The organism is Polaribacter sp. Z022 (assembly GCF_023555495.1).
In the GTDB taxonomy this organism is placed as follows: domain Bacteria; phylum Bacteroidota; class Bacteroidia; order Flavobacteriales; family Flavobacteriaceae; genus Polaribacter.
Genome location: NZ_JALCZO010000001.1, coordinates 815697 through 835906, shown reverse-complemented (window position 1 = coordinate 835906; position 20210 = coordinate 815697). Strand labels below are relative to the sequence as shown.

19 protein-coding genes are annotated in these 20210 nt (G+C 27.7%); 9 read left to right on the top strand and 10 right to left on the bottom strand.

The genetic code is table 11. The features are described 5' to 3' along the window. Positions 1-8: 8 nt before the first annotated feature. A complete protein-coding gene (locus MPF13_RS03585) occupies positions 9-1541 on the bottom strand; it encodes an Rne/Rng family ribonuclease (RefSeq protein ID WP_249980947.1) in 1533 nt (510 codons plus the stop codon). 288 nt (positions 1542-1829) lie between these two features. Then, a complete protein-coding gene (locus tag MPF13_RS03580) occupies positions 1830-2120 on the bottom strand; it encodes an HU family DNA-binding protein (protein ID WP_249980946.1) in 291 nt (96 codons plus the stop codon). Positions 2121-2261: 141 nt separating this feature from the next. Between MPF13_RS03580 and mutY the strand changes: the two genes are divergently transcribed. The 5 genes from mutY to MPF13_RS03555 are packed head-to-tail and all read left to right on the top strand — an operon-like array spanning position 2262 to position 6578. Beyond that, a complete protein-coding gene (gene mutY / locus MPF13_RS03575) occupies positions 2262-3305 on the top strand; it encodes an A/G-specific adenine glycosylase (RefSeq protein WP_249980945.1) in 1044 nt (347 codons plus the stop codon). A gap of 40 nt (positions 3306-3345) precedes the next feature. Then, a complete protein-coding gene (locus MPF13_RS03570) occupies positions 3346-3780 on the top strand; it encodes a single-stranded DNA-binding protein (RefSeq protein ID WP_249980944.1) in 435 nt (144 codons plus the stop codon). 19 nt (positions 3781-3799) lie between these two features. Continuing rightward, a complete protein-coding gene (locus MPF13_RS03565; protein ID WP_249980943.1) occupies positions 3800-5128 on the top strand; it encodes a gliding motility-associated protein GldE in 1329 nt (442 codons plus the stop codon). Further along, on the top strand, positions 5121-5672 hold the full coding sequence (gene gldD / locus MPF13_RS03560; protein WP_249980942.1) for a gliding motility lipoprotein GldD: 552 nt from the start codon (positions 5121-5123) through the stop codon (positions 5670-5672). The genes MPF13_RS03565 and gldD overlap by 8 nt, the downstream gene beginning before the upstream one ends. A 39-nt stretch (positions 5673-5711) precedes the next feature. Next, positions 5712-6578: a DMT family transporter gene (locus MPF13_RS03555; RefSeq protein ID WP_249980941.1), complete on the top strand. Its 867-nt coding sequence runs from the start codon at positions 5712-5714 to the stop codon at positions 6576-6578. 83 nt (positions 6579-6661) lie between these two features. Here MPF13_RS03555 and MPF13_RS03550 read toward each other — a convergent pair whose 3' ends face one another. Both MPF13_RS03550 and dprA read right to left on the bottom strand, forming a co-directional pair. Further along, complete coding sequence (locus tag MPF13_RS03550; protein ID WP_249980940.1) at positions 6662-7720, bottom strand: hypothetical protein; 1059 nt, start codon at positions 7718-7720, stop codon at positions 6662-6664. Positions 7721-7763: 43 nt separating this feature from the next. After that, on the bottom strand, positions 7764-8864 hold the full coding sequence (dprA, locus tag MPF13_RS03545; protein ID WP_249980939.1) for a DNA-processing protein DprA: 1101 nt from the start codon (positions 8862-8864) through the stop codon (positions 7764-7766). A gap of 97 nt (positions 8865-8961) precedes the next feature. Here dprA and MPF13_RS03540 point away from each other — a divergent pair, with 97 nt between their 5' ends. Further along, positions 8962-9873, top strand: coding sequence for an HU domain-containing protein (locus tag MPF13_RS03540; RefSeq protein ID WP_249980938.1), 912 nt, complete (start codon positions 8962-8964; stop codon positions 9871-9873). A gap of 78 nt (positions 9874-9951) precedes the next feature. Next, entirely contained in the window at positions 9952-10479 is a 528-nt protein-coding gene (locus tag MPF13_RS03535; protein ID WP_249980937.1) for an acyl-CoA thioesterase, read from the top strand. A gap of 2 nt (positions 10480-10481) precedes the next feature. Here the strand turns inward: MPF13_RS03535 and MPF13_RS03530 are convergent, their stop codons facing one another. Genes MPF13_RS03530 through MPF13_RS03515 form a run of 4 tightly spaced genes read right to left on the bottom strand, consistent with a single transcriptional unit; the run spans position 10482 to position 14487 of the window. Continuing rightward, entirely contained in the window at positions 10482-11717 is a 1236-nt protein-coding gene (locus MPF13_RS03530; protein WP_249980936.1) for a murein hydrolase activator EnvC family protein, read from the bottom strand. Next, positions 11717-12487 carry a lipoprotein insertase outer membrane protein LolB1 gene (gene lolB1 / locus MPF13_RS03525; RefSeq protein WP_249980935.1) on the bottom strand — a complete coding sequence of 257 codons (771 nt, stop codon included), beginning with the start codon at positions 12485-12487 and terminating at the stop codon, positions 11717-11719. Before lolB1 ends, MPF13_RS03530 begins: the two co-directional genes overlap by 1 nt. 2 nt (positions 12488-12489) lie before the next feature. Further along, the gene (locus tag MPF13_RS03520; RefSeq protein ID WP_249980934.1) at positions 12490-13470 is read right to left on the bottom strand and encodes a tetratricopeptide repeat protein; all 981 of its coding nucleotides are present in this window, start codon (positions 13468-13470) and stop codon (positions 12490-12492) included. Then, positions 13471-14487, bottom strand: a complete 1017-nt coding sequence (locus MPF13_RS03515; RefSeq protein WP_249980933.1) for a sugar phosphate nucleotidyltransferase — start codon at positions 14485-14487, stop codon at positions 13471-13473. A 290-nt stretch (positions 14488-14777) separates the two neighbouring features. Here MPF13_RS03515 and MPF13_RS03510 point away from each other — a divergent pair, with 290 nt between their 5' ends. Continuing rightward, complete coding sequence (locus MPF13_RS03510) at positions 14778-16634, top strand: ABC-F family ATP-binding cassette domain-containing protein (protein WP_249980932.1); 1857 nt, start codon at positions 14778-14780, stop codon at positions 16632-16634. Here MPF13_RS03510 and MPF13_RS03505 read toward each other — a convergent pair. Both MPF13_RS03505 and MPF13_RS03500 read right to left on the bottom strand, forming a co-directional pair. Further along, a complete protein-coding gene (locus MPF13_RS03505; protein WP_249980931.1) occupies positions 16631-17350 on the bottom strand; it encodes a 3'-5' exonuclease in 720 nt (239 codons plus the stop codon). The two genes, MPF13_RS03510 and MPF13_RS03505, sit on opposite strands and share 4 nt — an antisense overlap. 93 nt (positions 17351-17443) lie before the next feature. Continuing rightward, complete coding sequence (locus MPF13_RS03500; RefSeq protein ID WP_249980930.1) at positions 17444-19291, bottom strand: T9SS type A sorting domain-containing protein; 1848 nt, start codon at positions 19289-19291, stop codon at positions 17444-17446. 219 nt (positions 19292-19510) lie between these two features. Here MPF13_RS03500 and MPF13_RS03495 point away from each other — a divergent pair, with 219 nt between their 5' ends. Further along, positions 19511-20209, top strand: a complete 699-nt coding sequence (locus MPF13_RS03495; protein WP_249980929.1) for a response regulator — start codon at positions 19511-19513, stop codon at positions 20207-20209. The last annotated feature ends 1 nt before the right edge of the window (position 20210 follow it).

Genomic DNA, 20210 nt, shown 5'->3' with positions numbered 1-20210 from the left:
ATATTATATTATTTAGTCTTTACAGATTTAAATCTATAATATAAGTATGTGTAAGCGTCACGAGGTATAATAGTAATCCACTTTTTGTGTTTTAAATACCATTTAAAACGAATAGAATTTATTCCTTTTGTTAGATAAGCAGCAATAAAAGGATGTACATGTAATTGTACTTTTTTATTTTTAGAGTTTGACATAAATTTCTCTAAATCTGCTTCAATTTTGTCTAACAAGACTATTGGTGCTTCTACTTCTCCATTTTTATTTGGGTTGGTTTCGGTAGTTTTTATACTTAACTCAGGCCTTACCCTTTGTCTTGTAATTTGTACCAAACCAAATTTACTTGGAGGTAATATTTTGTGCTTTGTTCTATCTAAAGCCATTTGTTCTTTTAGATGCTGATACAATTTGTTTCTGTTTTCAGCCTTATGCATATCAATAAAATCTACAACTATAATTCCTCCCATATCACGTAATTGTAATTGACGAGCTATTTCTGTAGCTGATATTAAATTTACTTCTAATGCAGTATCTTCTTGAGAACCAGCTTTATTAGAACGGTTACCGCTATTAACATCAATAACGTGTAAAGCTTCAGTATGCTCTATAACTAAATAGGCTCCTCTGCTCATAGAAACTGTTTTTCCAAATGAGGTTTTAATTTGTCTTTCTATACCATATTTTTCAAAAATAGGAGTTTCAGACTTGTGCAACTTTACAATTTTTTCCTTTTCAGGATAAATTTCTTGTAGATATTCTTTAATTTCTATCTGTAAAGTTTCATCATTTGTAACAATACTAGTAAAAGATTCATTCATAACATCTCTTAAAATTGAAGATGCTCTGTTAAGTTCGCTCAATATTTTTGTTGGTGTATTTGTATTGGGTATGCTTTTACACATATTTTTCCAACGATCTAGAGAGTTTTGTAAATCTTTATCTAATTCTGCTACTTTTTTCCCTTCTGCAACAGTTCTTAAAATAACACCAAATCCTTTAGGTTTAATGCTTTTTGCTAATCTTTTTAAACGTTCTTTTTCTTTTGGGTCTGCTATTTTTTGAGAAACAGAAACTCGGTTAGAAAAAGGAACTAAAACCAAATATCTACCTGCTATAGACAACTCTGAACTTAATCTTGGTCCTTTTGTAGAAATTGGTTCTTTTACTATTTGTACTAAAAGGTTTTGTCCTGATTTTAGTACATTATTAATACTACCGTCTTTGTTAATGTCTTCTTCCTTTCGGAAGTTTTTTAAAGTGAATTCTTTATACTTACCTGTGCTTACTTTCTTAATGAATGAATTTAATGAGTTTACTTGCGCACCTAAATCATGATAATGTAAAAACCCATCTTTTGGATAACCTACATTTACAAAGGCTGCATTTAAACCAGTTAATACTTTTCCTATTTTGGCTAAAAAAATATCGCCAACAGAAAATTTATTACCTGTTGTTTCATTATTTAATTCAATAAGTTTTCCATCTCTTAATAAGGCAAAATCAATATCAGATGAATTTGAACGAATTATTAATTCTGTTTTCATACTGAACTGGTTTTAACACTACACATAAATTGTGTAGATGGATTAATATTGTCAGGTATTAGTAATACCATGCGAGGTTAGTTTAACCTCTTATGTCAATGAACTTTTTGTTTTTTCGCTAAACTATAAACGAAAAAGTAAGCGAATGCTTACTTTTTCTTGTGTCTATTTGCTCTAGCTCTTTTCTTTCTTTTGTGTGTAGAGATCTTAGCTCTCTTTCTTTTTTTACCACTTGGCATAATGTTCTGTTGTTTATTAAACCCTATTTAGGTTTAGATTAATATTTTATTACTTAACTGATACTTTACTTTTTACTCCTTCAGTAAAAGTTTTAGCTGGTTTAAAAGCTGGTATATTGTGTGCAGGAATCTTAATAGTAGTATTTTTAGAAATATTTCTACCTGTCTTTTCTGCTCTAGTTTTGATAATAAAACTACCAAAACCTCTTAAATAAACGTTATCGCCATTTTCTAATGCATCCTTCACTTCAGTCATGAATGCTTCAACAGTTGCTAACACATCTGTTTTTTCTATTCCTGATTTATCTGAAATTTTTGATACGATATCTGCTTTCGTCATGTCTCTATTTTTACTATTTTTTTATTAATTTAATTTCAAAAATGCGGATGCAAATATATGATAATTAATCAATTCCAAAAACAATAACACTTAAATTTATGTGAATTTTATAATGTAATATTGCAAATCTATTTTTTTAAAATGAAATTTTCTAACACATTAATTTACTGGTACTTACAAAACAACAGAGATTTACCCTGGCGTAAAAGCAAAAACCCATATTTTATTTGGCTGTCAGAAATTATGTTACAGCAAACAAGAGTTGCTCAAGGTTTGTCTTATTATTTAAAATTTACAGAAACTTTTCCTACTGTTTTTGATCTTGCCAACGCTAATGAAAGTACAGTTTTAAAAATGTGGCAAGGGCTAGGTTATTATTCTAGAGCAAGAAATTTACACTTCTCTGCAAAATTTATTGCAAACGAATTAAATGGAATTTTTCCTGCTACATATAATGACATCATAAACCTAAAAGGTGTTGGAGATTATACAGCTTCTGCAATTGCATCTATTTGTTTTAACGAACCAACTGCAGTTGTTGATGGAAATGTTTATAGAGTTCTTTCGCGTTATTTCGGAATTAAAACACCTATTAATTCATCTAAGGGTATAAAAGAATTTAAAGTTTTAGCACAATCTTTAATAGACAATAAACAACCAGGAACTTATAATCAGGCCATTATGGATTTTGGAGCATTGCATTGTAAACCACAAAATCCTCTTTGCCAAACTTGCCCTTTTTCTGACAGTTGTATTGCTTTAGAAAAAAATATCACAAAAGAATTACCCATAAAAGAGAAAAAAATTAAAATCAAAAAAAGATACTTTAATTTCTTGGTTATTAAAACCAACAACAATAAAACAATTTTATCTGAAAGAACTGGAAAAGGAATTTGGCAAGGTTTATATCAATTTCCATTAATTGAAACCGATAAAAAAATACAAAAAGAAGAATTAATTTCAACTGAAGATTTTATCAATTTATTTCCTGAAGAAACCACAATTTCATTGTTCAACAAAAAAGAGATTGTACATAAACTTTCTCATCAACATTTACATACACAATTTTGGGTAATAGAAACTAAAAACCATACTGATGCATCAATAAATTGGACTGAAATTGAAAAATTTCCAGTTCCGATTTTAATTGCAAAATTTTTAGAAAATTTTCAATCAATAAAGTAAGTGATATTTTTATTACTTTTGATATAGAAAAACACAAGCTATGGCAGGAACAATAAACAAAGTAATTTTAATAGGTAATTTAGGTGATGACGTTAAAATGCATTATTTTGATGATCAAAATTGTGTTGGAAGATTTCCTATTGCAACCAGTGAAAGCTATACAAACAGGCAAACTGGAGAAAAAGTTACAACTACAGATTGGCACAACCTTGTTGTTAGAAATGGACTTGCAAAAGTTTGTGAAAAATACTTAACAAAAGGAGATAAAATTTACGTTGAAGGGAAATTAAAAAACCGACAATGGGAACAAGATGGCGTAAAACGTTATTCAACTGAAATACAAGTAAATGAAATGACAATGCTTTCTAATAAAAGAAGTTTAGAAAACACCAATAACCCACAACCTATTCAACAACCTTCTGTAACAGCTCCAAAAGCTGTAGAACCAGAAGAAAATGATGATTTACCATTTTAATTAACCTAATAAATAGCATTTGGACCCAGATCCCGAAATTTTGTTTTTATTTTTAGCATCTATAGATTTATTAACTACTCTTAATTGTATTGCTTTAGTAGCTTTACTAATTAGTTCTGCATTAGTTTCTGGTACAGAAGTAGCTTTTTTTTCACTTTCTCAAACAGATTTAAACGAACTTTCTAACAACGGAAAAGAAGAGAATATAGTTGTTACTTTATTAGAAAAACCGCGAAAATTATTAGCAACAATTTTAATAACCAATAATTTTATAAATATTTTAATTGTGTTGCTTTTTGCTTCTTTGGCAGAAACCTTATTTGGTGGTTTTAATTATGAAATAGACCTAAATTTTATAACAATTCCTGTTCGTTTTTTTATAGAAATTGTTCTAGTTACCTTTTTAATTCTCTTATTTGGAGAAGTATTACCTAAAGTTTACGCATCTAGAAATTCACTTCGTTTTTCTAAAATAATGTCTAAGTTTATACATACAGTAAATATTTTATTAACTCCTTTTAGTTTGCCATTAATTACATTAACAAAATGGATTGAAAATAAATTAGGAAGTAAAAACAATAACTTTTCTGTAGAAACATTATCGCAAGCATTAGAGCTAACATCTGAAGGAGCAACAACTAAAGATGAACAAAAAATACTAGAAGGAATTGTAAGTTTTGGTAATACTGAAACTGTACAAATAATGAAACCTAGAATAGATATTTTTGCACTTTCTGATGAAGAATCTTATGAAGGTGTTTTAGATAAGATTCTAAAAAATGGCTACTCAAGAAACCCTGTTTATAAAGAAAACATAGACAATATAATTGGTGTTTTGTATGCTAAAGATTTGTTAGCGCACTTAAACAAAACCACTTTTAATTGGCAAAAACTAGTTAGAGAACCTTTTTTTGTTCCAGAAAACAAAAAATTAGATGACTTGTTAGGCGATTTTAGAGAAAAGAAAAATCACTTAGCTATTGTTGTAGATGAATATGGAGGTACAAGTGGTTTGGTTACTTTAGAAGATGTAATTGAAGAAATTGTAGGTGATATTAATGATGAATTTGATGATGATGATTTGTCTTATTCTAAAATTGATGCCAACAACTATATTTTTGAAGGAAAAACATCTATTAAAGACTTTTGTAGAGTTTTAGATGATGAAGATGAAGATATTTTTGAAGAAGAAAAAGGAGAAAGTGAAACCTTGGCAGGTTTTATTTTAGAAATTTCTGGTAAGTTTCCTAAAAAAGGAGAAAAAATAAACTTTAAGAATTATACGTTTACTATTGAAGCATTAGACAAAAAACGTATTAAACAAGTTAAAGCTACAAGAAATGCGTAACATTTTACTATTAATTTTTATCCTCTTTTTTATTTCTTGTAAAGAAGAAGTACTACCCAAACCAAAGGCATATTTAGGCTTAAATTATCCTGAAAAAGCATATAAAAAGTTAAATTTAGACAGACCTTACTCTTTTAATGTTTTAGAAAATACAACAATTATTGATGAAAATAATAATTGGTTAAAAATTAAATACCCAAACTTAAAAGCTTCTATAGATATAACATACAGACCAATTAAAAACAACTTAAACGAACTTTTAACAGAAGCAGAAAAATTGGTTTTTAAACATACAGTAAAAGCAGAAGAAATTATACCTAAAGACTTTGTAAACCCACAAAAAAGAGTTTTTGGTAGTATGTATGAAATTACTGGTAATGCAGCTTCTCAAATTCAATTTCATATTACAGATAGTACTAAAAACTTTATAAAAGGGTCTTTATATTTTTATATAAAACCTAATTACGATTCTGTTTTACCTGCTGTAGATTATATTAAAAAAGACATTTTGCATTTAGTAGAAACTTTAGAGTGGAAAGAGTAATATTAAAAAAACACCTTCGTAAAACTTCTAAATATTTAAATGGAAAATTCTCATTTTAAAAACTTATCGCTTTTAATTTTAGCTACGCTTTTTATAAGTACATCTGGAGTTTTAGGTAAATACATTGCTTTATCTCCAGAAGTAATTATTTTGTGTAGAGCTAGTTTTGCTTCGATTTTTATTTATATTTTTTGTCGATTTAAAAAAATAAACTTAAAAGTTCAAACTAAAAAAGATGGTTATTCTTTTATTATAAGTGGCTTTTTTATGGCTGCTCATTGGGTTACTTATTTTTATGCTTTAAAACTATCTAATGTAGCAATTGGCATGCTTTCTATGTATACATTTCCTGTTATTACTGCATTATTAGAACCTTTTTTTTCTAAGCAAAAACTTAACCCAATTCATGTTTTTCTGGCAATTTTAGTATTATTTGGTGTTTATATGCTTGTGCCAGATTTTTCTTTAGAAAACGATCAGTTAAAAGGAATTTTATTCGGAATTTTTTCGGCCTTATGTTATGCCCTTAGAAATCTTACTATTAAAAAACATGTTAAAGATTACAATGGTAGTATGTTGATGTTTTATCAAATGATTGTAGTTACTTTATTCTTGATTCCTGTTTTATTTTTTGGTGATTTCTCGAATATTGAAAGTCAATTACCATTATTATTACTAGTTGCTCTATTAACTACTGCAATTGGACACACAATGTTAGTGAGTTCTTTAAAACATTTTTCTGTTTCTACAGCAAGTATAATTAGTAGTGTTCAGCCAATATTTGGAATTATAATTGCCTATATTTTTGTGAATGAAATACCTAGCTTAAATACTTATATTGGTGGTAGTTTAATTTTGCTTACAGTTATTATTGAAAGTGTAAGAAGTAAAAAAGCTAGCAAATAGGTTTAGCCCTGATTGAAACGACATCCTTTTTTATTTTTCATAAAAAAGATATAGTGAAAAGCAGGAAACAGCTTCAAAAAAAACTATTTTCCACTAATATCTAAATAGTTACGCTTAACAAATATTAAGATGGTTTCTAAAATTTCTCCCATGTTTTTACATTTCCTAAACTCAACATCATGCACATAATCTATTAAACCTTTTTTTAATAATTCTATGTGCTCTGGAAAAGAAATAGAATCTTGTTTCATACATCTAACAATATGCTGAATTCTATCTGGAGAACTAATCATTCTTTTTGCAATGTAAGAACGTTCTTCAATTTTATATTGCTCTATAGAACTGTTTTGAAGCCTCTTACCAACCATTTGCACCATTTTAAAGTTTTCTTTTAAGAATTGTAAGTTGTAAACTTTTAAATTCCCTTCAAAAGACTGTTGATCAAAATCTATTGCTCTAATTTTATATACAATTTTATCAAAATCGTGTATTGGTGTAATAACATAGTTGTAAGAACGCATATCTCCTAAAAGACGAATAAAGCATCTTTCTTTAAATTTTACAAACTCTTTTGCTATTTGAGATTGCTCTGACCTTGAACAAGTTGGAAGTATGTTTTCTATAAAATCATCTCCTGGAATTCCAGAAATATGCTCTTCTATTAAAGTATCTTTATACACTAAATAGTTAATGGTGTATGGAGATAAAATATGCTCTAATTCTAAACCATAAACACGAGAAGCATCTGCTTGTTTTACATAGAAATAGGTAAAATTATCATTTAAAATATTTCTAACTTTTATTCTAAAAGGTTTAGAGTTACCAAACGTACAAAAATCAATTGCATCTATATTTAAAAACGGAATTGTATTATCATTACCATCAGAGTGTAAGATTGTATAAATTTGTTTTAAACTTAAATCTATTTCTTCTCTATCCCACTCAGAATAATATGTTCTTACCCAAAGTGTATCCTCATCATTTTTATCATACACATTTACAGAACCCTGAAAACGCAACAAATCATTATATAAAATACTAATTTTAGTACTTCTATTATGTTTTTTTAAAAATGCAGCTAATAATTTACTTACAGGAAAAGTGGGTTTCTTTTTTGATATTAATTTTTGTTTTTCTGCCATTTTAATAAGGATATACAACAAAAATACGGATTAAAATTTGACTCTACACTATTTCAAACATCTTTCCTGGCAAAGGTTTTAATACTCCTTTTAATTCTAATTGAAGTAAAATAGATGAAAGCTTAAAAATTGGAATATTACATTCTAAAGAAATTACATCTAATAATTGTTGTCCTTTTTCATGTAATAGATCATAGATTTTTTGTTCGTTTTCATCTAATTCTAAAAATAATTGTTTTTGAATTAGTTTTGGTTTTTCTTGAACATCCCAATTTAACATTTTAACAATATCTGAAGCTGAGTTTAGTAAATGTGCTCTATTGTTTTTAATTAAATTATTACACCCTTTACTATAAATATCTGTACTTCTACCAGGAACAGCAAAAACATCTCTATCATAAGAGTTTGCAATATCTGCAGTTACTAAAGAACCACCTTTAGAAGCAGATTCTATAATTATTGTAGCTTTAGCAATACCTGCAACAATTCTATTTCGTTTTAAAAAATTTTCTCTTAAAGGAGTTTCTTCGCTCCAAAATTCGGTTAAAAAACCACCATTTTCATTTACTTGATTGATATATTTTTTATGAACTTTTGGATAAATTTGTTCAAAACCATGTGCTAAAACAGCAATAGTTTGTAAGTTATTTTCTATTGCAGCTTTATGTGCACAAATATCTACACCATATGCAAAACCACTAACAATTATTGGATTGTATTCTGCTAAATCACTAATAAGTTGCTTGCAAAAATCTCTTCCATAAGAACTAATATTTCTTGTACCTACAATAGAAATAATCTTTTTATTAGAAAAATCTAAGTTTCCATCTTTAAAAAGTAATATTGGAGAATCTATACAATGTTGTAAATTTTCTGGATAATTATCTTCTAAAAAATAAGAATAATTTATACTGTTTTCTTTAATATATTTTAGCTCTTGTTCTGCTAATTCGATGTTTTTAGTGTCAAAAAGATGTTTTAGAGCATGTGTTCCAATTCCGTTAATTTTAGATAAAACAGCTGTTTTTTCTTTAAAAACTTGTTCTATATCTCCCACATTTACAATGAGTTTCTTAGCCAAAATAGAGCCAACAGCTTTACATCTTTGTAATCTTAAGATTGCAAGTAATTTTTCTTCTTTCAATTCAGTAACAATTTGAATACCAATATATAAAAATATTTGTTGATAAATATTAGAGAACTTTCTTTTACAAAACACCAAATTCTCTATATTTGTTATAATGACATTAGCTACTTATATAAACGATTTATTATACAGATACGATTGTGTAATTGTACCAGATTTTGGAGGATTTGTAACCAATAAAATTGGAGCAAAAGTGAATAACTTTACTCACACTTTTTCTGCACCTACAAAACAAATTACATTTAACAACCTATTAAAACATAATGATGGTTTATTAGCTAATTATATTGCTTCTGCAGAAAATATTTCTTTTGAAAAAGCCTCTACAGCTATTTCTTTGTCTGTTATTAAATGGCAAAACGAATTACAATCTAAAGCTGTAGAAATAGAAAACTTAGGAGTTTTAAGTTTAAATGAAGAAAAACAAATTGTTTTTGAACCAAATACTACTGTTAACTACTTAACAGAATCTTTTGGTTTAACAACTGTAGAATCTTCTGCAATTACAAGATACAAACAACAAGTAAAACCTTTAGCTCCTGTTCTTGTTAAAGAAGAAAAAAAGAAGATTCCTGCATTTATAAAATATGCTGCTACTGCTGCAATTTTATTAACATTAGGCTTTTCTGCTATAAACGGATATCAACAAAAACAACAGAAAGAAGTACTTGCTAATCAAGAAAAAGCACTTCAAAAAAAGATTCAATCTGCAACATTTGTAATTTCTAATCCTTTACCAACTATTAACTTAAATGTTGCTAAAGAAAAAGAAGTTTCTAAACCTTACCATATTATAGCTGGTGCTTTTCAATTTGCTGAAAATGCAGAAAAAAAAGTAAAACAGTTAAAAGCAAATGGTTTTGATGCTAAAATTATAGGTGTTAACAAATGGGGGCTTACTCAAGTTTCTTTTAATAGTTATGCAAGCAGAAATGAAGCTACCAATAATCTTTATAAGATTCAAGATACTGTTTCTAAAGACGCTTGGTTATTAATTAAAAAGTAACATTAACTCAATTTTCCTTATCAATTTTATATTCACTTTATAAATAAGTGATTACTATCTTTGCAAAAATATTTTTTTATGGAAGCAAAAACTGCAAAAGAATCATTAACTGTTCTTACGGATTTAGTTTTACCTGGTGAAACAAACTATTTAGACAATCTTTTTGGTGGAGAATTATTGGCAAGAATGGATAGAGCTTGTAGTATTGCTGCAAGAAGACACTCTAGAAGAATTGTTGTTACTGCATCTGTAAATCATGTTGCTTTTAGCAAACCTATTCCTGTAGGAAGTGTTGTTACTGTAGAAGCTAAGGTTTCTAGAGCTTTTAAATCTTCTATGGAAACTTACGTTGATGTTTGGACAGAAGACAGACAATCTGGATCTAGAACAAAAGTTAACGAAGGTATTTACACTTTTGTTGCTGTAGATGAAATAGGGAAACCTGTAGAAATACCACAAATTATTCCTGAAACTGACATAGAAAAAGAAAGATTTGAAGGTGCTTTAAGACGTAAACAACTAAGTTTAGTTTTAGCTGGTAAATTAAACCCAAATGATGCTACTGCCTTAAAAGCTTTGTTTAGCAAATTTAATTTAGAAAAATAAAACTACCTTCTTAAAATCCAAGAAGAAGGATTTAAACGAGTTGTATTTTTAAATAAAACAAAAATTAATTTTGTTTTATTAGAAACTTTATCTGTAAATATTTGACCAATTTTTTGGCCTGTTTTTATTTTATCACCTTTTTTAACATAGGTGTTTTCTAAGTTATTGTATGATGATATATAATTTCCATGCTGAATTAAAATATTCTTTCTTCCTTCAGAACTAACCAAAATATTTAAAACAACACCATTAAATATAGCTTCTGCACTTAACCCTTTTTTTGTTACAATATGCAACCCAGTTCCATTAACTGTAATACCAGGAAATGTTGGGTGAGGTTGTTTTCCAAATTTTCTAACAATAATACCTTCACTTACAGGCCAAGGCAATTTACCTTTATTTAATTCAAACTTTGTTGCTAGTGCTTTTGCCTCTGGACTTAAAATAAACTCATTTTTCTTAACTGTTTTAGGTTTATTTTTAAGTTTTTCTCTTGCAATTCTATTTGCTCTTGCTATTTCTTCTTTAATTTTTTTATCAATCTTAGCAACAATCTTTTTTTCTTCTTTAATTTTATTTTGAAGAGATTTCTTATACTTATTTTCTTTTTTCTTAATAGTAGTAATTAATTGTTCTTGATCTTTTCTATCTCCTTCTATTTGCTCTTTTTGTCTTTTTTCTGATAAGATTAAAGTGTCCTTAACTGTTTTTTGATACAATAAAGAGTCATTTAATTTTTTTACAATATTTGTTTGTACAATAATATTTTCTCCTTGAGTTTTTCTAAAAGAAGTATATTGTTTCATATACTCTAATCTTTTATATGCCTGATAAAAGTTTTGAGAAGAAAGCAAAAACATAGTTCTACTTTGTTGAGACTTACTTTTATAAGATTTAAATATCATATCTGCATAATCTTTTTTAAGATCTGCTAAATTTTTATTTAACTTTTTAAGCTTAGTTTCGTTATCAGTAATTTCTTTTGATAAAATTTTAGCTTCAGAATTAATTGTAGAAATTAATTGAGCTCTAACTTCAATTTTTTTATTGATATCTTTTAAATTTTCTAAAGCATTTTTTTCTTTCTTTTTTTCATTAAAAAGTAATGCATTTACCTGTTTAATTTCTTTATTTAATTTTTTACGTTGAGCTTCTAACTGTTTTCTTGTTTGACCAATAACAGAAAAAACACTTAGAAAAAAAATTAATAACGGTATGTAAAACTTTTTACTTTTCACTATAGTTTTATTTGCTTATAACCTTTAGGCATAGAAAAAGAGGTGTTTAACTCTGTATTAAACACTACAGATTTTACTGTAAAATCAATATTTGTAAATTTACCAGGTTGTTTTGCTTTTATTTGAATTTTAGAAGGAAAAACTGCATTATCAATTAGTTTATAAGATGGATAAAAAACATCTAATCTCTGATTTTTTTGAGCGTTTACAATTGATTGTTTATCTAATTTAAAATGAGAAGGATTTACAGCAAAGAAAATATCAAACAATAAAGATTGACTTTCTGGTGATAAAACATAAGAATTGTTTTCTATAGTTATATTTTGTTTTTCTTCTTTAACATTCATTACAGATTGACCTAACAATAAATTTTGAAGTTGATTAAAGTTTATATCTGTTCCTAATAACTTTTTCAGCATAGAAAAATCTCCATCAAAATAATTTTTAGCATAAGGAGAATAAAATTTTACTGAAGTTGGTGTAATTTTTGCCTTAAATACAGTAATAAATTTGGTTCCTTTTAACCAAATTACCTCATCTTTTTTCATTTTTAAGCTTACAGAAATACTTTGTTTTAGTTTTCCATTATTAAAGCTAGCTTTTAATTTTGCATCTATAGATTTTTTATCAAAGTTAGATGCAATATGCTTTCTTGCTACTTTTTTAGCCGACATTTTTTCTGCAACCATACTCCCGCTCATTAAGTTCTTTTTAGATTTACAAGAAGCAAAAACAAGGGTAAAAACAACAAAATACTTTATAAACTTCATTCTTAACTTTTTAATTTTTTAGATTTTTCAATAACCTTTTTTTGCTCTTTAGTCATTCCTAAATTTTTATAAGAAATTGCCATTTCTTTATAAAAATCTGCTTCCATTTTATCTTCTATTACAAAATCGATACCATTTTGTAAACTTAATAACGCTTTTTTATAACTTTTCTGATAATTTAATGCTTTTCCATTCATTAAATACACATAAGGTTGTGCAGGAAAAAGAGCCATTCCTTCAGTAGAATACTTTAAAAGAATTTGTGGATTTGTTTTATATAATTCTAATAACTGTTTTAAAACCTGGTAAGATTTATCAGTTTTAAATTGCTCTATTAAAGAGTCAGAATCATTAACTTTTTGTTTTTTAACAGTATTACGTGTTTTTTTCTCTAAATTAAGTTTTAAACTCTTAAAGTTTGAGGATAAAGCATTTTCTTGTTCCATTTCATCCATTAACAAAACAGCATTTTCATAATCTCTGTTTCTTAAATACAATCTTAAAAGCAACTCTCTTTCTTTTAAATTAAGAACTACAACTTTTTTTTGATTACGAATTGCTTCAGAAAAATCTTTTTCTTTAATATTAATTTTAACCAAATGTTTTAGCATCCATATATTACTTGGTTCTTTTATAAGAGCTCTATTAATATATTCTTTGGCTAATAACGTTTTATTTAATTGAAAGTAATTTTTTGAAAACTCAAAAAAAACGGCATTATTTTCATTTAAAATCTGATTACAACTTTCTAAGTTTTCAATAGCTTTTTGATAGTTACCAATCGATTTTTCTGATAAAGCTTTAAAAAAGAATTGCTGAAATTTCAACTCTTTTTCTTCAGTTAAATCTTCAGCAACAGGAATACTATCTTGTGATAAACTATTTAAAGAATAAAAAGCTAATAAAAAAGAAAAGAAAGCCAATTTATAATTATAAATAGCCTTCTTTTCTTTCTTATTTTTTTGCCTTTTATTTATATACATTTATGTTAATTCTGTATAATCTCCAATACTTACAGAGGTATATTTACCATTATATTTTGCATGATTTCCAATCATAGCATTATCTAAATCTGCATTAGAAATTTCTACATTAGTTTGTATTAATGAGTTTACAATAGTAGAGTTTTCTACTACACTGTTAGCCCCAATAGAAACATAAGGTCCTATTTTTGTGTTTTTAAGCACAACGTTTTCACCAATATAACAAGGCTGAATAATTTCTGAATTCTCTAAAACTACATCTTTAGAAACTAAATTATTACCAGCTTTCTGTTCAAAACCTAAAACTTGTGTATTTGTATCTACAGTTGGGTCTTTCTTACCACAATCCATCCATGCATTAACAGTACCAGGAATAAATTTTGCTCCTTGTTGTTTTAATGACTCTAAAACGTTTGTTAATTGATATTCTCCATTTTCACGAAGATCATTATCAATTAAATATTGTATTTCATTTCTAACTTTATCTCCGTCTTTAAAATAATAAATACCAATAATTGCTAAATCCGATACAAAATCTTTAGGTTTTTCAACAAAATCGGTAATATATCCATCATTTAATTTAACAACTCCAAAAGCACTTGGATCTTCTACTTGTTTTACCCAAATTGCTCCATCAGCATTAGCATCTAAAGTAAAATCTGCTTTAAATAAAGTATCAGCAAAAGCCACAACACAAGGTCCATTTAAAGATTCTTTAGCACAATAAATAGCATGTGCAGTTCCTAAAGCTTCTTCTTGTACATATACAGAACCTTTAGCGCCTAATTCTTGAGCTATTTTAATTAATTTTTCTGAAGTATCTGCTGGAAACCCTTTAGCAGCTGGACCAATAATAAAAGCAATTTCATCAATTTTTTGATTTACTACTGATGTAATATCTTCCACCAAACGTTGTACAATTGGTTTTCCTGCAATTACTGTTAAAGGTTTAGGTACTGTTAAAGTATGTGGTCTTAAACGAGAACCAATACCAGCCATTGGCACAATTATTTTCATAGTTTTTATAGATATATTATAAGTCGCAATATACTATTAATTAAGAGATTTTAAAAATTTGATTCTATTGATTAATCACCATTTTCAGTGAATAATCTCACTGTTTTCAGTGAGAAAAAAATTTCACTGATTTCAGGGATTGACAAGCACCTTTTTTTGGTTTAATTTTACAATATCATAGTAAGGCATTTAATTTTTCAATCCCCCAAAAAACCTCCTATAAAATTAAATGATATCAAAAACCCAAGTTTACACTTGGGTTTTTTGTTTCTTTGCAAAAAAGAATACTTGTGAATTACTTATCAGTAGAAAATATTTCTAAAGCATATGGAGAGCGTATCTTGTTTGATGACATCTCTTTTGGAATTAATAAAGATCAAAAAGTTGCTTTTGTTGCTAAAAACGGAAGTGGTAAAACTTCTATATTAAACATTATTGCAGGATTAGATGTACCAGATTCTGGACAAGTAGTTAGCAGAAAAGGAATTTCTATTGCTTATTTAGCACAAAAAGATGATATAGACCCAAATTTAACAATTGAAGAAACCATTTTTGCTACTGATAATAAAATTCTTTCAATAGTTAATCAATATGAAAATGCTTTAAAAAATCCTGATGATGCAGATGCTTATCAAGCAGCATTTGATTTAATGGATCAATACAATGCTTGGGATTTTGAAACACAATACAAACAAATTTTATCTAAATTAAAATTAGACGATTTAACGCTAAAAGTAGGATCGCTTTCTGGTGGACAAAGAAAACGTTTGTCTTTAGCTATTGTATTAATAAATAAACCAGATTTACTAATTCTAGATGAACCTACAAATCATTTAGATTTAGAAATGATTGAATGGTTAGAAGATTTTTTTGCAAAAGAAAAGATTACCTTATTTATGGTTACTCACGATCGTTATTTTTTAGAACGTGTTTGTAACGAAATTTTAGAATTAGATGAAGGTAAAATATACAAATACAAAGGAAATTACTCTTATTATTTACAAAACAAGGAAGAACGTTTAGCTCTAGAAGCAACAAATTTAAGTAAAGCAAAAAGCTTGTTTAAAAAAGAGTTAGATTGGATGCGTAAGCAACCTAAAGCACGTACAACAAAGTCTAAATCTAGAACTGATGATTTTTACAAGATTAAAGAAAAAGCACATCAACGTAGAAAAGATCATCAGGTTCAATTAGAAATTAATATGGAGCGTTTAGGAAGTAAAATTCTAGAACTACATAAAGTTTATAAATCTTTTGGAGACAAAAAGATTTTAGATGGTTTCGATTATGTTTTTAAACGAGGTGAACGTATTGGAATTATTGGTAAAAACGGAACAGGAAAATCTTCTTTTTTAAATATTATTACACAAACTGCTCCTGTAGATGCTGGTAAAGTAATTTTAGGCGAAACTGTAAAATATGGGTATTATACTCAAGCAGGAATCGAAATAAAAGAAGGGCAAAAAGTAATTGAAGTTGTAAAAGAATTTGGAGAAGAAATTCCATTAACTAAAGGAAGAAGAATTTCTGCTTCTCAGTTACTTGAGCGATTTTTGTTTGACAAAAAGAAACAATATGATTTTGTAGAAAAACTATCTGGAGGAGAACAGAAACGTTTGTATTTATGTGCAGTTTTAATACAAAACCCAAACTTTTTAATTTTAGATGAGCCAACTAATGATTTAGATGTTGTAACTTTAAATGTGTTAGAAAATTTCTTGTTAGATTATCCTGGAAACCTTTTAGTAGTTTCTCACGATAGATATTTTATGGATAAAATTGTAGATGCTTTATTTGTATTTAGAGGAGAAGGAATTGTAGAAAACTTTCCTGGAAACTACTCAGATTTTAGGGCTTATGATGCATCTGCTTTAAAAGAAGTGAAACCTACCAAAATTGTTGAAAAAGTAGAAAAGAAAAACACAAAAAGTTCTTTAAGTTTTAATGAAAAAAGAGAGTTTGGTGCATTAGAAGCAGATATAGAAAGACTTCAAAGAAGAAAAGATATCATTGAAAAACAATTTTTAAATGTAGAAATTACTACTGAAGATATTGCTGAAAAATCTGAAGAACTACAAAAAATCATTGATACTTTAGAGCAAAAAGAAGAGCGTTGGTTAGAACTTTCAATGAAACTAGAAGGCTAATCAACATTTACAATATTTTCTTTTTCTAATAATTTTTGATTATTAAAACGCAATAAAATTTGAGCAACAGCTATTGTATCTTTTTCACAATAGTCTACTATTCTTTGCAAATTTTTTTCTTTATAATAAACATGTGCAACTTCACTTCCATCAATATCATCTTTTGGAGATGGAATTCCTAAAATTGAAGTTAATAATTTTAGAGAGGTATAGTGCTTATAATCTCCAAACTTCCACAATTCTAACGTATCTAAATGAGGTACTTCCCATGGCTTTTTACCAAATAAATTTAACTTTTTAGGCAATTCTATTTGATGAATTATCATTCTTCTTGCTATAAAAGGAAAATCGAATTCTTTACCATTATGTGCACATAAAACATTACTTTTTTTAACAAAGTGCTTATCTAATAAAACTTTAAAATCTGATAACAGTTTATGTTCATCATCTCCAAAAAAAGAAGTTATTCGTAACTGTTTATTATTTTCTACGTCTACAAAATAACCAACAGAAATACAGATTATTTTACCAAACTCTGCCCAAATTCCTGCACGTTCATAAAACTCTTCAGCTGTAAAATCATCTTTACGTTGATATTTTGTTTTGTTCTCAAAAAGTTCTTGAGTTTCTTTAGATAAAAGATTCCAGTTTTCGTTTTGGGGTACAGTTTCTATATCCAAAAACAGGATATCATTTAATTTGATAGTCAAATTCATAGCAATAAGTTTTCTTTTTCTTGACTAAATATAGTGAAAAATAAAAAGCTCCGAAAATTTCGGAGCTTTTTGATTATTTATAAGAAGATAAAACTATCTCACAACCAATTTCTTAGTTGCTGTTTTACCTGCTTCTGTTACTTTTAAGATATAAACACCAGAAGTTATAGCAGATACATCTATATTTTTATTTAATCCAGAAAAGCTAGTTGAAAACACTTCTTTTCCTAAAACATTAAAAATAGATACTTCTTTTAAATCTGCATTACTACTAGAAATTGTAAATCTTTTATTTGTGATAGGGTTTGGATATGTAGCAAAACCTAAAATTTCATTTTTAGAAGTACTTAATACAATGTTAGCAGAATTTGTACCAAATAATTGTGAAGTTCCATTATATTCAGCAGCTAAACCTGTAACACTAGCAGAACTTGAAGGTATTATTGATCCAATAAAATCAGAACCACTAAAAGCAGATCTAAAAACTAAAGTATTTGTTCCATCTGAAATATTATAATTAGTACTAGCAGCAAAAGTAGCTGTACCATCTGCTTCAGCAAAATTAACATTTTCTACTGTAACCCATTCAGATTCATAATTATTTAAATTAGTATTTAATTCATCAATCGTTACAACTTGAGCTGTAATTGTATTTCCTGTTGAAGTAGCAGCACCAGGATCTACTTGAGGAACAATTTGTATAACGCCACCAAATGAACTTAATTTACCTTTTAAACCTGATATTCCATCACCAACGTTATATGACGTTGTTATTACACCTGAAGTATCATCAATTAAGATAGCCCCTGTTGCATCTTGAATATATTTTTGATTTCTAGAATTTCCAGCATTATAAGTCATAACTACCTCTACACCTGTAAGTGCATAAAAATCTCCAGAACTACCAGCTCTTAAAGCTGCTATATCAGCTACAACATTATAAGAAGCAACACTAAAAGAAATAGAAGATGAAATAGCTGGAGTTAACGAATTTCCACTATTATCTACAAGTTCTGCAGATAAAGAATAACTTGCACCTGCTTCAACTTCAATATCTGGAGGTGTAGTTGTAAAAAAAGAAGTTTCTTCTGCAGGATTTCCAGTTTTAGTAAAAGTAGTTTTAATGTATCCATCTCCAGATCCATCACTCATACCAGAACCATTATCTCCAGATAAAGTGAAGTTTTTTATACTTAAAGCTGCTGTGATTTTAGTTGTTTCTGGAGAAAATATTTCATTTTCACTTATTCCAGTAATTGATAATTCTGGATCAGTTGCAGCTACAAAAGCTAAAACATCTGTAAAAGTTTGCCCAATCATCAAATCATCTACTCTAACTGTTTCGTTTTCTGATGAATCAGATTGTCTTAATTCAAAGTTACTAACATTAGCTACACTAGCTGTTGACGTAGTTATTGATGTATCTGCTGATGTTGTTGGATTGATCCATAATTGAGTAATACCTGTGTCTTGATCATATTTTAAAACTGCTCTGTAACTAGTTCCAAAAGTTAAATCTGTTGCCCAGGTAACTTCTGCAGAACCTGATCCTGAAGAAATACCTACACTAAAATCACCACTTCCAGATGGAGCTACCACATCCATTCTTGCCTTAAAATCAAAATGTGCAAAATATTCATTATCTGTACCACTATAAGGTGCTCCAAGATCATCTACTGAAAAATTAAATCCAGCATAAACAGCTCCAGTAACTTGGGTAAAAGGAATTTCTACATCTTCACTTGGAGTTCCATGTTCAACTACAGCTTGGTTTGAAGCAACTAAAAAATCTCCAGCTGTACCTCCAACACTTTTCCAAGCGCCATTTCCAACTAGACTTCCATCAACATACGTAAAATCCTCTGTTAAAAGCACCTGTCCTAACGAAACAAAGCTTATACATAAGGTTAACAATAAAGTAAAAAAGTAATTTTTTTTCATAAAATAAATATTAAGTGAATTAATTACGTAAAGATAAGAAATAATTAATTTGTTGTTTAATAAACAAGTATTTAAGAAACTGTTAAATTCTTAAAATCTTTTTTTTGTAAAGTTATTTTAATGTTAACTAACAAAGAAAAGATTAAATGATTGTTAAGTAGTTGTTATTGTGCTATATTTATTACTATTTTTGATACTCATAGTTTTACAAATCTATTTATGAATAAAAGTGATATTAAGATTTTATTAGTTGATGATGAACCAGATATTTTAGAAATTGTAGGTTACAATTTAAAAAATGAAGGATATCAAGTTTTTACAGCTACAAATGGTCAAGAAGCAATAAAATCTGCTAAAAAGAATATTCCTCAGTTAATCTTACTAGATATAATGATGCCAGAAATGGATGGAATAGAAGCTTGTGAAAAAATAAGAAAAATTAAATCTTTAGAAAATGTAATTATCTCATTTTTAACAGCTAGAGGCGAAGACTACTCACAAGTAGCTGGTTTTGAAGCTGGTGCAGACGATTATATTACCAAACCAATTAAACCTAAAGTATTAGTTAGTAAAGTAAAATCTTTATTAAGAAGACTAAAAACTGAAGAAGAAAGTGATGAAACTTTTAAAATTGGTGATATTGTAATAGATAGAGACGAATATGTAGTTTATAAAGCCGGTAAAAAAATATCTCTACCTAGAAAAGAATTTGAATTATTTTCTTTGCTAACTTCTAAACCTGGTAAAGTATTTAAAAGAGAAGTAATTTTAGATACTGTTTGGGGTAATGAAGTTGTTGTAGGTGGTAGAACTATAGACGTGCATATTAGAAAATTAAGAGAAAAAATTGGTGATGACCATTTTAAAACTGTAAAAGGTGTAGGTTATAAATTTGTTTTAGAAGATTCTGACAAATAAA